The organism is Nocardia sp. NBC_00881 (assembly GCF_045207455.1).
GTDB lineage: Bacteria > Actinomycetota > Actinomycetes > Mycobacteriales > Mycobacteriaceae > Nocardia.
Genome location: NZ_CP108798.1, coordinates 5,251,727 through 5,264,961, shown reverse-complemented (window position 1 = coordinate 5,264,961; position 13,235 = coordinate 5,251,727). Strand labels below are relative to the sequence as shown.

The window sequence follows — 13,235 nt, the reverse complement described above, 5'->3', positions numbered from 1 at the left end:
AGCGGGGAGCCGTCACATGCCCGATCATCATCGCTGGAGTTCTGCGAGATGCCAACAGTTAACCGAATGAACGCGACCGCTCCGCACATCTCTGGCTAGTTCCTCACATGCTTCGGCGCCTGTGTGAGCAATGCACTCCGGCACTCGCTGGGCATCGCAAGGGGTCGGCCGACGTGCTCACCCTGGTTGCCCGTCCAGAGCCCGATCCGGTCCCCTTCCGGATCGGGCTCTCAGCGTCCCCTTCCGGATCGGGCGCTCAGCGTGTTCAGATCAGCTGCGCTGTTCCAGCGCGGCGGCGATCAGGGCGCGAGCGGCGTCGCCGACCACCGCCTGCTGTGTCAGAGCCTGGAATGTGCGCTGGTAGACCGCGATTTCGCGTGGTTGCGTGATGGTCAGCTCGGCGGATACGGCCTCGACCAGCACCATTCTTTCGTCGTAGATGACGAAATTTGTTGATGGGGCTGGGCAGTATGCGTTCAACGGGACGATGCCGAACGCCATGCGAGGCAACCCCATCGCCGCCAACAGCCGGTCGAGTTGGCCGATCATCACACCGTCGCTGGCCACGTCGGTGAGCAGCGCATGCTCCCCAACGAGAATGTGGAATCGGTGATCCCCCTTATACAGGACTTGCTGTCGCTCGAGCCTCTTGGCCACGCCAAGGTCCAAATCATCGGGTATCCGGTAGAAGTCGATAGCCTGCCGGATTATCGCCTCGGCATATTCCGCAGTTTGCAGGAGGCCGGGGATGACGTACGGCTGATAGATGCGCGTCATCCTTGTTTGTTCGGCGAGTTTCACCACGGCATCTTGCCCGCGGCGTGTCCCGGTGCCGAGGACGCGTCGCCACTCCACATACGCGGTGTCGATATGTCGGAGCGTGGCCAAGAGGTCGGGAAGCTGATCGGGCGCGTTCAGATATTCGCAATAGAATCGGATGTCAGCTTCCGATGGTGGACGTCTGCCGTACTCGAGCTTCGATATCTTGGACTCGTGCCAGCCCGCCAGCTCTGCCAGATTGCGCCCGGACATCCCAGCGGCGCGGCGCATCTCCCGGAGCCGTTGACCGAGCGCTTCCCTCGCCTCTTGGACACCGCTGGTCACTGCTGCTGAATGGCGGCCTGGTCGACGTATTCGACGTACGGCGTCGCCAGATCCCAGAGGCGTCGCTTCACCCCGCGGCAGTAGGCGGCGATTTGCGGATCGCTTGTCAGCGCTATGCCCGCAGCCTTCCCTCCGTCGTCGACCAGGTTGTACGCGACGAGTTCACCATCGAAAAGCCACCAATCATCAGGCGGCACATCGCCGGCAAGGTGCCGCGGCAGGTACCGGATATCTTCACCGGCAGCGACATTGCGCGCTGCGACTACCAGACCCCAGCGCTGATAGTAGGTGTGCGGCACGGTGACTACCCGCACACGGCTCAGGACGACACCCCGGCCGGTGATTTCCCGCGCTTCGATCTCCCAGTCACGGAACCAGGCGTAGTCGTCGGGCTCATCATCGAGAAACTGCCGGAATGGCCCGGATTCCATGGGGACCGCATAGTCATCCCTAACTTCGAGATGAAATGCTTCCCGCTGGCATTCACGAAATAGGTTGTCCCGTTTGTCGCCTTGCAGTATTAGCACCGTAGAACGTCCTCTCCACCTTGGGCACCTCGATCGCCGTCTCGTCGCTCTCCAGGTCGATCTGATCGAGCGTCTCAGTATCGGTGATCGGTCGACCCGTGAGTAGGAAGGTACCGCGCCCAGTATCGGCGAGCGTGGCCCCGACGAATGTATTCCGTTCAGCGAAACCGAGTAGCAAATGCGGGATTTCGATGGTTTCGGGCCGATCGGTCTGCCAACCCGCGACGACGTAGCTGTCGTGATCGGTGGCGTAGAGCGTCGGGCAGTCCTTCACTTGCGAGCCAGCCTTGCCGAGGAAGGTCAGGTGCATGCTTGCCCCAATCTTGCGATCCGCGTGGACGTTCCAGTGCTGACTGCATTCTCTCGCACGATGCCAAGTTACATCAGGAAACGGCCGAACATGGCCAAGTTTGGGCAAGGCCATGGAGTCCGCGCACTACCGACTTCTAACGTCCGAGGTGGGCGCCCGCGGCCGGTGCCAGTCGTCCCGGCCGCGGGCTGCCTCACCATCGACGATGGAGGATGAGTGATGCTGCGTTCCGAACTGCCGTGTAGGCACAGCTGGCATCTGCGCGGGCGCGAACGGTCGCCGCTCTCCCGGGCGCACGGTGCGCACACAGGACCGCCGATCGCTGGACAGGCGATCAGCTCGCTTCGGTACCCGGCGGCGGCGTCGCCCATCGCCGGGCAGTTGCATGTGGGATGCCGGTGACTTCCTCGAGCTGCCGCCAGGATTGCAGGTCACGGTGCAGAGCTGCGATTACCGCTCCGCCCCATCGGCTGTTGTCGATACGTCGGCGCATTGCCGTTCGCGCTGCCTCGGCGAGATCCTCGCGGAGGTCGCCGGTCTGCCTTCCTGGTGGAAGCAGCTCGTTCAGGGCTTCCAGTTCTTCGGGTGTGAGCTGCTCGTTCATATTGACCAGTGTGCCACAAATGGCATGTGTCAACATTGACACACTTCGCCCGAGTGTGTCAGCATTGAGATGTGCCACAAATGGCACACCGTGGCCCAGCTCCCAATATGAGAGTTCGTCGGCCACTACAACCACACCCGAGCATGTCAGGGGTTCAGTCGATGCACCCGCCTGCCATTTGGATCGTCACCGCGATCGTCGCGTTCATCCTCGTCACGGGACTGGCGATGCGCTACCTCAGCCGCCACGACGACGGTGCCTCTGGAGACCTCCATCCGCGGCGAAGGACATCGTTCAGCGCCTCACCGTGGAGGAAGCTCACCGGATCATGCAGCGCTACAGGGCCTTTCCGATCGAAACGTGCGAGACCAAGCGGCGCGCGTACTGGATGTTGGCCGATTCGGGCGCATCGTCCCGACTATGCAGGTAGCGAGGCAGATGCGGTGATTGACAACGCACACACGCGCCCAGAGGGGATAGCCCAATGCCCACAGCTCTCTTGATCGCCTTCACCGTAGCCGGCCTCGTCTACGGCACGATCTGTTTCTTTGATCAGCCCGTGGAAGGCGTCGAAGCGTGCCACTTCGCACCGGATGTCCCGTACACCCCGGAGGACGCACACCTGGTGTGGCAGGCGCGGATCAGCTGCGACACCGAAACGTGCGCCGACAAGGCCGCCGCGCTCGATGTCCTCGTCGCTGCCAAACTCGTCAAGCCATCGCGAGCCCTGCGGTGAGCACTTACCTCGCGTGGATCGATCGGTGGCGTGCCCAGCACCGTGACTGCACCGCCGACATTCCGCCGACCTCACTCGAGCAGGCAAGGTTCGTTCTCAAAGACCACGGCGGCCACGGCCCCTGCTGCCTGCAATACCTCACCGCGTCCGCTTACTACAGCTTCGGAGCCGGCGATGATGAGTGACTGGCGGATTCTATGGGACCCGGATCGGAACCTGGACGAACCGCAGGCCATGCTGCAGCGCGACGACGGACTGTGGGCGCGTATCGGTTACGACGGCCGGGCCATCGACCTTGACGACACGGATCTCGACCGATGAGGACGCGTACCAACCATCGGCTGACCGCTGAACGCCACTCGGAGGCCCCCCGCTACATCGGGTTGACGGAGTTCGCGATCCACGCCAGCGTCGACCACCGCTCCCTGTCCCGGTGGCGGCAGCACGGTCCCGTGTGGGTGCCCGGCCCGGACGTGGTCCTCGGCGAGCTAGAGCGCCCCGGCTGGACTGTCGAATGCGCCGAGGACTGGTCTCCGTCGGTGCGGCCCTATGTCCGCGCCGAACCGGGTGTCTACCTCGACACCGCACAGATGAAGGCACGTCACCACCTCTCCTACGAGGTGTTGTGGATCTGCATCGTGGTCGACAAATCACTACCGATGCCCGCCATATGGGTAGACGACAAACCCGGATGGCACCCGTAGGCCTTCCCGGCATCAGCCGGGCAGCGGGAATGCGGGTCGACATCGAAGCGAACGGATCACGTCAGGAGAGTGCTGAGCGGTATTGGCTGCTCCTGCAACTAAGAATGGGGGAAATCCATTGCACTACAGCATTTCTCGACTGCCCGTCATTGTCGTCGTGCTCGCCGCGACACCGATCTCGGGCACAAGCGGCAACGTCGCGAACGCCAGTCCCGGCGGGCCGACACTGGTAAAGAGAACTCTGTGTGACAACGGGTTCACTTTTAGCAAGCCGACGATTCTGATGCCGAATATCGAGGGGTACGGATGGGCCGAGTGCACTGCCGTACCCGCCGATGCTGCGCTGACGCACAACTACTACCTGAGCCTGCAACGGCGCGACGCTTCCGGCCAATGGCAGTACATGGGCGCACCGACCAAAAGCGCCATCGTCCCTACGGCGCGTCAGACCTATACTGCCACCGCCCCCTGCGCGCCCGGAGTTTGGCGAATCTTCTCCAACGCGCGCGGTACGATCCAGGGCAGGCCGTACGATTTCAGTCAAAACTCCGATGAAAAGACCGTCTTTCCCTCCGATTGCGGATAGAGGATCAGATGTTGCGACTGTCGGGACGCTATGCCGACTATCAAGGCAAGATCAGCTTGCGTGCTCGAGTAGCAGGAGCCGCCCGCGCGCTGTCGCGTCCCCGAACGCGGCGGCTACACCCGCAAGATGCAGGACGCGGGTACCAACTGAGGCGCGAGCTGGGATGGTGGACCGTGCGACCGGAGACCGGCGCAGGTTCGCGCCGCTTCGTCAGTAAGCCGACCTATGCCACTCGAACGATCGCAAAAAATGACCGCGAGGCGGCTCTTACCTGGATGGGCAAGTTACTCGGCCTGTACTGATCCGGCACCCGCACGGCTGCGCCCACCCATTTACGAGAAGAGAGTCAGATCATTAAGTTACTGTCCGATATTTCCGCGTTTGTCGTGCAGCATCAGTAATGTTTTCTTCAATCCTCTCGGGGCCATCGTATTTGAACAGAAGCTTCGCTATCCAAACCACGCTGCGGGTATCGTTGCCATCCACGGCAGGGCCAAAACTCTGGAATGACCGACGACATCGTCGATCGGGTCATCGAGATCATCCGCACATCCATAGCCCAGGCCGGCCAGAAGCTACCGTGACGCTCGGGGTGCGGCTGCTCGGCTCCAGTCGAAGCCGAGTTCGCCCTTGTCGGCGATGATCTGTTCCCACCAGTCGCGGTGCTCGGCATACCAGGTGACCGTGTCTTCGATCCCGGTGGTGAAGTCGTGGGTCGGTTGCCAGCCCAACTGTGATTCGATCTTCTCCGGGTTGATCAGGTAGCGGCGATCGTGATTCGGGCGGTCGGGGATGTGCTCGATCCACGCGCCCGGGTCACGTCCGAGCGTGGTGACGACCATGCGCGCGATATCGAGGTTGGTGACTTCGCAGCGAGCCGAGATGTCGAAGATCGGCAACAAGCCTGGATCGGTGGCCGCCTCCGCCGGGATCGCGTCCAGCTCTGCGTGCAGGACACGATGTACAGCAGCGCAGTGATCGGTGACGTGTAGCCAGTCCCGGCTTTGCAGGCCGTCGCCGTAGACGGGCACCTTGCGCCCGCGCAGCACGTTCGTCACCGCCAGCGGGATGAGCTTCTCTGGTAGTTGATACGGGCCGTAGTTATTGGCGCAGTGTGTCATCCGGATGTTCATTTCCGGATAGGTCTGCATGTAGGCGCGCACCATCTGATCTCCGGCCGCTTTTGCCGCGCTGTAGGGGGTTTTCGCGTTCAGTGAGGAGCGCTCGGTGAACCATTGGTTTCCGGCTGCCAGTTCGCCGTACACCTCGATCGTCGATACGTGCACGTGCGACCGTACCGGGATAAGGCGACTGCACTCGGCCATCACCTGGGCGCCGAGGGCGTTGCTGCGCATAAACGCCGACGGGCCGAGGATCGCACGGTCGTTGTGCGACTCCGCCGCGAAGTTCACGACGAAATCTGGTCGATACCGCCGGTAGACAGCCTCCATGGTTTCCAGCTCGGCGATATCGGCCTGTTCGAAAACGACGCGGTCGGCCACCGGATCCAGGTTTGCCGTATTACCTGCGAAACCGATGTAATCGACCGCCACTACCTCGGCGGCGGTCTCCCACTCCAGCAAACGGTGAACGTAATTCGCTCCGATGAAGCCTGCGGCACCGGTCACGAGGTAGACGGACATGGATGCTGATAGTAGCCGAGAGCCTATTTCGTGACCCGCCTGCCGCCATGCCAATTCGGATCGGTTCGATGAGAATCCCGCCAGGTTGGTGCTCCTACGAGGTGTTGTGGATCTGCATCGTGGTGGACAAATCACTGCCTATGCCCGCCATATGGGTGGACGACAAAACTCGGATCTCGGCATCAGCCGGAGTAGAAGGACGAGCCGAGCCGACGCCGGACGAGCAGCCGGGTGCGTCAGCTCGAATCTGCTGCGCGAGCGTGTCCGGTCTGCTGCGCGAGCGTGTCCGGTCTGCTGCGCGAGCGTGTCCGGGATCGGGGTCGTCCGGTCCTTGTTGCCCTTGCCGTGTACGACCAACATGCTTCTGCCCTCGCCCCTGACGCGGTCCGCACCGGCGCCGAGATGCGGCGCCGGTGCGGATGCGGTGTTCAGCGGGATCAGGGGTTGCGCTGAACACTGGGGTCGCGATGCGCGCCCGGGATTGGGGCGGGGCGCATCGCGAGGTTCAGTGGGTGGCGGTCAGGTCGTACAGGGTGACGCCGTCCACCTCTGTGGCGGTGAAGTTCTCCTGCACCCACTGTGCAATCTGCGCGCTGGTGGCGTTGCTGGAAGAACCGGGTCCGCCGCGGTTGCCGCCGATGAAGTAGTGGATCTTTCCTTCTGCGACATACTGTTTGAACTGCTCCAGCGTCGGCGACGGGTCGCTGCCGTTGAAGCCGCCGATCGGCATCACGGGTAGTTCGGTGGCCAACTGAAAGCCGGCGGCGCTGTTCGACCCGATCGACGCGGCTACCCACGTGTATTCGCCGCCGTTCTGGTCGAGCAGTGACACCACCTGCGCGCTGGGCCGGCTGGCCTGGAGCAGGCCACCGGGTCCGCCATTCTGGCCTGGACCGCCAGCCGCCGCCGTGCCGGCGGGCATACCTTGCGGACCGGTGCTGGGCATCTGCTCAGTACTCTGCGGAGTCTGCTGCCCGCCGGGCATCGTGCCCTGCGATCCCGCATCAGGCGGCGGCCCGCTCGGCATCGAATCTGCGCCACCCGGCGCCTGACCACCGGGCATCGTGCCCTGCGGCCCACCGGGCATCTGTCCGGCGCGACCGTTCATCCCCTGCCCGTCGCCACGGCGACCGTTCATCCCCTCGCCCCACGGCGGTCGGTTCCCGCGCATCGCAACATTCGGACCGGCCGAGGGCATCGATCCCGCATGCGTGGTGGCGATAGCGTCGACGGCATAGGCAACCGGCCCGGCGAGTCCGGTGAACGCGACCGCCAATGCCGAAACAACGGCCAGTTTCCGCGGCGTGGGGAAGACGACCGCGATCGTCGCGAGCACGCCGACGACCAGCACGGTCCAGCGTAGCCATGGCTGCCATTCGGCGCTGCGAGACAACAGCATCCACGCGGTCGCCGTAGTGAGACCCACCGCGAGCGCCATGCCGAGCCGCACCCACAGCCGACGCCGTTCGCGCCACAGCAGCACCGCGCCCGCACCGACGAGTGCGGCGATCGCCGGAGCCAGGGCCACCGTGTAGTACTGGTGGAAGATGCCCGCCATGAAGCTGAACACGAGCCCGGTCACCAGCAGCCAGCCGCCCCACAGGATGAGCGAGGCGCGCTGCCGGTCGGTCCGGACAGCTTTGCCGCAGAGAAGAATTCCGATGACGATCGCGACGAGCGCCGCCGGGATCAGCCAGGCGATCTGACCGCCCTGCGCAGGCTCGAACATGCGGGTGATACCAGGGCTGCCCCACATCCCGTTCCCGCCGGCCGGAAGGTCGCCGCCGGGTCCGACGCTGCCGCGCTCATTGCCGTTGAGTCGACCGAGGCCGTTGTAACCAAGCGTCAGCTCCAGGATGGAATTCTCATGCGAGCCACCGATCCACGGCCGCGAGGATGTGGGCCACAGTTCCACGGCCAACAGCCACCAGCCCGCGGCGACCACCATCGCGGCGCCCGCCGCGAACAGTTGCACGATCCGTTTGCCGAGCTTCGGCGGACCCGCGATCAGATAGGTCAGCGCCAGCGCCGGAACCACCAGCAGCACCTGCAATTGCTTCGTGAGGAAGCCCAATCCGATCAGCGCTCCGGTCGACACCAGCCAGCGCCAGCGGCCGTCCTCCACCGCTCGCGTCATTGCCCACGCCGCGGCAATCATCAGGAATGCCAACAGCGCATCGGGGTTGTTGAACCGGAACATCAGCGCCGCGACGGGAGTCACCGCGAGCACCAACCCGGCGAGCAACCCGGCGGCGGGTCCGAACGGCCTGCGCACCGTCGCCCACACCAGCGCTACGCTGCCCACGCCGAGCAGCACCTCGGGCACCAGGATGCTCCAGCTGTTGAGCCCGAACGCGCGCACCGACAGCTCCATCAGCCACAGCGATGCGGGTGGTTTGTCTACGGTGATCGAGTTCGCCGCGTCCGACGATCCGAAGAAGAACGCCTTCCACGACACCGAGCCCGCCTGCACGGCAGCGGAATAGAACGAGTTGGCCCACCCGTTGGCGCTCAGATTGCACAGGTAGGCGACCGCGGTGCCGATCAGGAGCGTCGCCAGCGCCGGGTATTCCCACCGCACATTGCGTTTCGGGGCCGGTTGCGGTGATGTCGCGACCGGTGGCGGAGCGAGCGTCGCCGTCATCAACGGTCTCCTTCGGTATCGAGTGTGATGCGAACGGACTTCTGAGCGGTCCGAACCGGAGCCGGCTCGGCGAACGCAAGAGGGCCGGCGGCGTATTCGGCATGCAGATCGGCGGCGATCGCGCGATCCGCGCCGGCACTATTGCGGAACACCCATCTCAGTCCGACGAACCGCAACAGCGTGGCTACCAGATTGGCCAGGACCAGTACGAAGAGTTCCACGTGCACCGAAGCTCCCGGCGCCCAGCGATTCAGCGTGAACAGCGACCCGCTGGTCAGCGTCAACCCGATCCCGAAGATCACCAGTCCTTGGAATTGGTGCGAGACCGCGCCGGTCGAGCCGCGCACGCCGAAGGTGAACGCCCGATTGGCCGCGGTATTCGCCACTGCCGTGAGCAGCAGCGCCACGAAGTTCGCCACCTGTGCGCCGGTAAACGATTGCAGCACAACGTAAAGCAGCAGATAGGCCAGCGTGCTCAGCACGCCCACAATTGCGAAGCGCACCAGCTGTCCGACCATGCCCAGTGGCACACCGGGAACCAGCGGTTCCCGGCCCACGGCCCTGCGCAGTTCCTCCAGCGGCAGTGCCCCGGTGGCCAGCGCCCTTCCGAGCCGGCCGATTCCGAGTAGGTCCTTGCGCGCCGTGTCGATGATGTCGACACGGCTGTCCGGGTCGTCGATCCAGTCCACCGGCACCTCGTGGATGCGCAGCCCGGCTCGTTCGGCGAGCACGAGCAGTTCGGTGTCGAAGAACCACTCCCCGTCGCGCACCAGCGGCAGCAGGCGCCGCGCGACGACTGTGCGCATCGCCTTGAAACCGCACTGCGCGTCCGAGAAGCGTGCTCGCAGTGAGGCTTTCAGCAGCAGGTTGTAGCAGCGGGAGATGATCTCGCGCTTCGGCCCGCGCACTACCCGCGACGAGGAGCTGAGCCGGGTGCCGATGGCAAGGTCGGAATGTCCGGTGATCAGCGGCGCGACCAGGGGAAGTAGGGCGTTGAGGTCGGTGGACAGGTCGACGTCCATATAGGCGACCACCTGTGCGTCGGACCGTTCCCACACCGCCCGCAGCGCCCGTCCTCGACCCTTGGCGTCCAGGTGCACGACGCGGACAGCGTCCAACTCTTCGGCGAGCAGTTGGGCGACTTGAAGCGTGTCGTCGGTGCTCGCGTTGTCGGCTACCGTGATCCGCGCCGGGAATGGGAACCCGTCGCGCAGGTAGGCGTGCAGCCTGCGCACACACACGCCGAGGTCGGCCTCCTCGTTGTAGACGGGTATCACCACGTCCAGCACGGGCGCACCCGTGGTCTCGGTCTCGGTTCGTTCCGCCGCCGCGACGGTCCCAGTCTCGGTCATGGGAACTACCCTCGGCTCCCACACTCCCACGGAGCTGGGCCTCAGCTGTGAGGTTCCTGGGGGCAGGGGCGCCTGACATGATCGCACCCCTCGGGCGCCGGCGTAGCGTACGGTCAGTGGCACCGGGACCATTCAGGTCTCCGAGCAAAGGACCACGATTGTCCGACAAATCTCCGCGCAGCTCGATGTCCAAGAAGTCCGGGAAGTCCCTGAAGGAAAAGCGAGCGGAGAAGAAGTCCAAGTCCGCCGGCGACATCGTCCCCGATCCCAAAAAGCGTTGACCACGCGGCGGAGCGAGGACCACTCGCTCAGGTAGGCGCGCGGCGGTCGGTCGAGATCGCCGGGCCCCTGCTCGGCGCTCAGATGATCGAGCCCGCAGCGACTCGGCCCGCGAACTGGTCCGCCGCGGCGCTGCCGAATACGTGCTCGTGGTGTCACAGCACCCGAATGTCTTCCGGTTCATGCTGCACAGCCATTTCACGCAGCGGTCCGACGATTCCGAGCGTGCTTCACTCGGCCAGGCAGCCCGCGAAACGCACCGCCGAGCTGTTCGCCGAGGTTCTGGACCGCGAGTCGGTGGAGGTCGCGAGCGTAGAACTTCTCATCTATTCGATCTTCGGGGCAGTCGCCTCGGCCACCGACTGGTGGCTCGGCGCGAACCGGCTCGAGACGCCGGCCATGCCGATCGAGAAGTTCGTCGCCTCTATCGTGCCGAGATCATCTCCGCGCTGGTGGAGACGAATTCCCGGCTCGACGGCATCGCCATCGAGCCGATTCCCGAGAGTGACCGTGGTGCCGCCCGGGCAGGCGCCGAGGTCGGTTTGCCGCAACCACACCGAACGCCATCGTTCTGTTCGCTTCGCCGTTGAAGCCAACTGTGTTTGCGATGTCTTCAGTATCGCAGCGCCCACCGACACTAAATGTTGCCGCGCCGGCATGGCGGTCACCTTTCCTCGGTGTGACGGGCGCGCAGCGCCCTGACCTTGTGGCGGTTGCCGCAGTGCTCCATGGAGCACCAGCGGCGGCGGCCGGGGCGTGAAGTGTCGACGTAGATGAGGTGGCAGTCCTCGGCAGCGCAGGTGCGGATGCGGCGCGCGAAAGGGCCGGTCAACAGCTCGACGGCGTCCTGGGCGACGGAGGCCGCCAGGTGCGTGCCGCTGGGGGTTCCGGCCCACTGCCGCTGCCCGGTCGGCGTGATGGCGGGGGCCAGGGCCGGACGGGCGGCTGCCTCGTTGATGGTCTCCAGGTCGCCGGGCGGGTGGGGCTCGCTGCGCGTTTGGGCGATGACCACCCGGAACAGTGCGTCGCGCAGCCTTCGCATGCAAGCGACCTCGGCTGCGGAGATGTCCAGTGCGGGCGTCGGGGTCAGCCGCGACCGGTCCGCCCAGGCGGCCAGGTCGGCAGGCTCGTGCAGGACCTCGTACCGACGGTAGGGGCCGGGACCACCGGTGGTCAGCAGCTCGAGGCACAGCGCGCCGGGGTCGAACCGGTAGGCGACGCCGGTATGGGAGTGCAGCATCAGCCCCGTGGTTGCAGAAGAATCCATGTAACCAGTATAAAGGGTTACATGGCACCGAGTTGGAAGCTGGTTATCGACAGCACGCACGCATCCGCCCTCGCGGACTTCTGGGCCGCGGCCCTGGAGTACGAGGTGGAAGACCCCAGCGCTCTCATCGAGCAGCTGCTGGCCGCAGGCCACCTCGACGAGGAGGCAGTCACCGAGCACCGCGGCCGCAAGACCTTCCGCGGCTATGCGGCGATCCGCCACCCCGAGGACCCGTTCGACGAAACCAGCGGCGTCGGCCGCGGCCGACGACTGCTCTTCCAGGACGTGCCCGAGGGCAAGACGGGCAAGAACCGCCTGCATCTCGACATCCACAGCGAACCCGGCGGCCTCGACAAGCTGGTGGCCGGGCTGGAAGACCTGGGGGCGACCCGCGTCCGAGAGGTGAACAAAGGGCCAGCCGGGCACTGGTGGATCATGCAGGATCCAGAGGGCAACGAGTTCTGCGTGGCGTAAGGCCCACCGCCGACCTGATCGCCACCTAGATGAGCCGCGGGTTCACATCACGGTGTCTGATGAGACACCCGGATTCTGGAGAACAGGTACAGGCTGCTGTCACGTCAGCTGTGGTGCAGTCGCCATAGCGGCGACACCGGGCCGTGTCCCGCGCCGAGATCGTAGGACGCGGCGAGGCAGCGGTAGGTCCATTCTTTGGCGAACTCCACGGCTTCGGGAACCGGGTAGCCGTGGGCGAGCGCGCAGGCGATCGCGGCAGCCAGTGTGTCGCCGCCGCCGTGGTCGTTGCCGGTCACGATCCGCGGGGCGGTGAACTCCAGAAACTGTTCGCCGTCGAACAGCAGGTCGGTGCTGCACTCCGAGGAGCGCAGGTGCCCGCCCTTGACGATCGCCCACTTCGGCCCGAGTTTGTGCAGCGCCTCGGCCGCGCGCCGCGCCGAATCCTCGTCGTCGACGTCGATGCCGGTGATCAGCCTGACCTCGTCCAGGTTCGGCGTCACCACGGTTGCGAGCGGGATCAGCGTCTGGCGGACCGCGTCGAGCGCTTCCTCATGCAGCAGCGGATCGCCGTGCATCGACGCCGCGACCGGGTCGACGACCAGCGGAATCCGGCCGTCACGGCCGATGCCGACCTCCTGGCATACCGCAGCGACCGCCTCGATGATCGGGGTGGAGGCCAGCATGCCGGTCTTGGCGGCGCCTACGCCGATATCGCCGGCGACGGCACGCACCTGATCGGCCACGACCTGCGGCGGGATTTCATGAAAACCGCTGACCCCCACCGAGTTCTGCACGGTCACCGCCGCCACTGCCACCAGCGCATGGACACCGCACAGTGCCATGGTGCGGGTGTCGGCCTGGATTCCGGCGCCTCCGCCGGAATCCGTACCGGCAATGGTGAGCGCCCGGACGGGGGTTTGCCCCTCGGTGGGCAATGGCAGCAGTTTCACCAGACAAACCCTACGGCGGTCCGGCCGTGACGCCACGGGCAACCGGGCCCCGCCG

17 protein-coding genes are annotated in these 13,235 nt (G+C 65.1%); 7 read left to right on the top strand and 10 right to left on the bottom strand.

The window, feature by feature from the left end:
- Positions 1-270: 270 nt before the first annotated feature.
- The 4 genes from OH799_RS22410 to OH799_RS22395 form a co-directional block, all read right to left on the bottom strand.
- Complete coding sequence (locus OH799_RS22410) at positions 271-1,104, bottom strand: helix-turn-helix domain-containing protein (RefSeq protein WP_406267408.1); 834 nt, start codon at positions 1,102-1,104, stop codon at positions 271-273.
- Positions 1,101-1,631 (bottom strand): DUF6879 family protein, encoded by a 531-nt coding sequence (locus OH799_RS22405; protein ID WP_406267405.1) that lies wholly within the window; start codon positions 1,629-1,631, stop codon positions 1,101-1,103. The genes OH799_RS22410 and OH799_RS22405 overlap by 4 nt, the downstream gene beginning before the upstream one ends.
- Positions 1,588-1,941 (bottom strand): hypothetical protein, encoded by a 354-nt coding sequence (locus tag OH799_RS22400; protein WP_406267402.1) that lies wholly within the window; start codon positions 1,939-1,941, stop codon positions 1,588-1,590. Before OH799_RS22400 ends, OH799_RS22405 begins: the two co-directional genes overlap by 44 nt.
- 334 nt (positions 1,942-2,275) lie before the next feature.
- The gene (locus OH799_RS22395; protein WP_406267399.1) at positions 2,276-2,545 is read right to left on the bottom strand and encodes a hypothetical protein; all 270 of its coding nucleotides are present in this window, start codon (positions 2,543-2,545) and stop codon (positions 2,276-2,278) included.
- A 484-nt stretch (positions 2,546-3,029) separates the two neighbouring features.
- Here OH799_RS22395 and OH799_RS22390 point away from each other — a divergent pair, with 484 nt between their 5' ends.
- From OH799_RS22390 to OH799_RS22370, 5 genes are all read left to right on the top strand, one after another.
- A complete protein-coding gene (locus tag OH799_RS22390) occupies positions 3,030-3,281 on the top strand; it encodes a hypothetical protein (RefSeq protein ID WP_406267396.1) in 252 nt (83 codons plus the stop codon).
- Complete coding sequence (locus tag OH799_RS22385) at positions 3,278-3,466, top strand: hypothetical protein (RefSeq protein ID WP_406267393.1); 189 nt, start codon at positions 3,278-3,280, stop codon at positions 3,464-3,466. Before OH799_RS22390 ends, OH799_RS22385 begins: the two co-directional genes overlap by 4 nt.
- Entirely contained in the window at positions 3,456-3,602 is a 147-nt protein-coding gene (locus OH799_RS22380; protein WP_406267390.1) for a hypothetical protein, read from the top strand. The genes OH799_RS22385 and OH799_RS22380 overlap by 11 nt, the downstream gene beginning before the upstream one ends.
- Entirely contained in the window at positions 3,599-3,985 is a 387-nt protein-coding gene (locus OH799_RS22375) for a hypothetical protein (RefSeq protein ID WP_406267387.1), read from the top strand. Before OH799_RS22380 ends, OH799_RS22375 begins: the two co-directional genes overlap by 4 nt.
- Before the next feature lie 118 nt (positions 3,986-4,103).
- The gene (locus OH799_RS22370) at positions 4,104-4,571 is read left to right on the top strand and encodes a hypothetical protein (RefSeq protein ID WP_406267385.1); all 468 of its coding nucleotides are present in this window, start codon (positions 4,104-4,106) and stop codon (positions 4,569-4,571) included.
- A 575-nt stretch (positions 4,572-5,146) separates the two neighbouring features.
- On the opposite strand, the gene OH799_RS22365 is transcribed toward OH799_RS22370, so the two are convergent.
- The 3 genes from OH799_RS22365 to OH799_RS22355 form a co-directional block, all read right to left on the bottom strand.
- Positions 5,147-6,214, bottom strand: coding sequence for a dTDP-glucose 4,6-dehydratase (locus OH799_RS22365; protein ID WP_406267382.1), 1,068 nt, complete (start codon positions 6,212-6,214; stop codon positions 5,147-5,149).
- A gap of 505 nt (positions 6,215-6,719) precedes the next feature.
- Complete coding sequence (locus OH799_RS22360) at positions 6,720-8,858, bottom strand: glycosyltransferase family 39 protein (protein ID WP_406267379.1); 2,139 nt, start codon at positions 8,856-8,858, stop codon at positions 6,720-6,722.
- The gene (locus OH799_RS22355; RefSeq protein WP_406267376.1) at positions 8,858-10,210 is read right to left on the bottom strand and encodes a glycosyltransferase; all 1,353 of its coding nucleotides are present in this window, start codon (positions 10,208-10,210) and stop codon (positions 8,858-8,860) included. Before OH799_RS22355 ends, OH799_RS22360 begins: the two co-directional genes overlap by 1 nt.
- Positions 10,211-10,368: 158 nt before the next feature.
- On the opposite strand from OH799_RS22355, the gene OH799_RS22350 reads away from it, so the two are divergent.
- Positions 10,369-10,491, top strand: coding sequence for a hypothetical protein (locus OH799_RS22350; RefSeq protein ID WP_357259608.1), 123 nt, complete (start codon positions 10,369-10,371; stop codon positions 10,489-10,491).
- A gap of 324 nt (positions 10,492-10,815) precedes the next feature.
- Here OH799_RS22350 and OH799_RS22345 read toward each other — a convergent pair whose 3' ends face one another.
- Both OH799_RS22345 and OH799_RS22340 read right to left on the bottom strand, forming a co-directional pair.
- Complete coding sequence (locus OH799_RS22345) at positions 10,816-11,046, bottom strand: hypothetical protein (protein ID WP_406267373.1); 231 nt, start codon at positions 11,044-11,046, stop codon at positions 10,816-10,818.
- 107 nt (positions 11,047-11,153) lie between these two features.
- Positions 11,154-11,756, bottom strand: a complete 603-nt coding sequence (locus OH799_RS22340) for a CGNR zinc finger domain-containing protein (RefSeq protein WP_406267371.1) — start codon at positions 11,754-11,756, stop codon at positions 11,154-11,156.
- Positions 11,757-11,777: 21 nt separating this feature from the next.
- Here OH799_RS22340 and OH799_RS22335 point away from each other — a divergent pair, with 21 nt between their 5' ends.
- Entirely contained in the window at positions 11,778-12,230 is a 453-nt protein-coding gene (locus OH799_RS22335; RefSeq protein ID WP_357259613.1) for a VOC family protein, read from the top strand.
- A 104-nt stretch (positions 12,231-12,334) separates the two neighbouring features.
- Here the strand turns inward: OH799_RS22335 and thiD are convergent, their stop codons facing one another.
- Positions 12,335-13,180 (bottom strand): bifunctional hydroxymethylpyrimidine kinase/phosphomethylpyrimidine kinase, encoded by an 846-nt coding sequence (gene thiD, locus OH799_RS22330; protein WP_406267368.1) that lies wholly within the window; start codon positions 13,178-13,180, stop codon positions 12,335-12,337.
- Positions 13,181-13,235: the final 55 nt, after the last annotated feature.

Coding starts and splice junctions, on each gene's coding strand:
- OH799_RS22400 (WP_406267402.1), bottom strand. CDS start 1,941: ATGCACCTGACCTTCCTCGGCAAGGCTGGCTCGCAAGTGAAGGACTGC.
- OH799_RS22395 (WP_406267399.1), bottom strand. CDS start 2,545: ATGAACGAGCAGCTCACACCCGAAGAACTGGAAGCCCTGAACGAGCTG.
- OH799_RS22390 (WP_406267396.1), top strand. CDS start 3,030: ATGCCCACAGCTCTCTTGATCGCCTTCACCGTAGCCGGCCTCGTCTAC.
- OH799_RS22380 (WP_406267390.1), top strand. CDS start 3,456: ATGATGAGTGACTGGCGGATTCTATGGGACCCGGATCGGAACCTGGAC.
- OH799_RS22375 (WP_406267387.1), top strand. CDS start 3,599: ATGAGGACGCGTACCAACCATCGGCTGACCGCTGAACGCCACTCGGAG.
- OH799_RS22365 (WP_406267382.1), bottom strand. CDS start 6,214: ATGTCCGTCTACCTCGTGACCGGTGCCGCAGGCTTCATCGGAGCGAAT.
- OH799_RS22360 (WP_406267379.1), bottom strand. CDS start 8,858: ATGACGGCGACGCTCGCTCCGCCACCGGTCGCGACATCACCGCAACCG.
- OH799_RS22355 (WP_406267376.1), bottom strand. CDS start 10,210: ATGACCGAGACTGGGACCGTCGCGGCGGCGGAACGAACCGAGACCGAG.
- OH799_RS22340 (WP_406267371.1), bottom strand. CDS start 11,756: ATGGATTCTTCTGCAACCACGGGGCTGATGCTGCACTCCCATACCGGC.
- OH799_RS22335 (WP_357259613.1), top strand. CDS start 11,778: ATGGCACCGAGTTGGAAGCTGGTTATCGACAGCACGCACGCATCCGCC.